Origin of the sequence: Vibrio sp. HI00D65 (assembly GCF_001635455.1) — a bacterium.
Taxonomy (GTDB): Bacteria; Pseudomonadota; Gammaproteobacteria; order Enterobacterales; family Vibrionaceae; genus Vibrio.
In genome coordinates this window covers 1-379 of sequence record NZ_LWEH01000108.1, presented here as the reverse complement: position 1 = coordinate 379, position 379 = coordinate 1, and the positions used below count along the sequence as shown (strand labels likewise).

The window sequence follows — 379 nt, the reverse complement described above, 5'->3', positions numbered from 1 at the left end:
AATGAACCAGCTAAGCTATGATGCAGCGAACATCGGTAACCACGAGTTCAACTACGGCCTAGAGTTCCTAGAAGAGTCTATAAACGACGCTGCTTTCCCATACATCAGTGCTAACGTTTACGATGCTGAAACGAAAGAGCACTACTTCACGCCTTACATTATCAAGACGCACACTTTCGCAGATACAGCGGGCGTAGAGCACGAGATCAAAGTAGGTTACATCGGCTTTGTTCCACCACAAATCATGACGTGGGATAAGAAGAACCTTGAAGGTAAAGTAATCGCTCGCGACATCGTTGAGACAGCAAACGAGCTAGTACCTCAAATGAAGGCTGAAGGTGCAGACGTTATCGTTGCGATTCCTCACTCTGGCGTATCT

1 pseudogene is annotated in these 379 nt (G+C 46.7%); it reads left to right on the top strand.

The features are described 5' to 3' along the window. Window positions 1-379: pseudogene (locus tag A3712_RS10035) on the top strand (2',3'-cyclic-nucleotide 2'-phosphodiesterase); the annotation flags it as partial.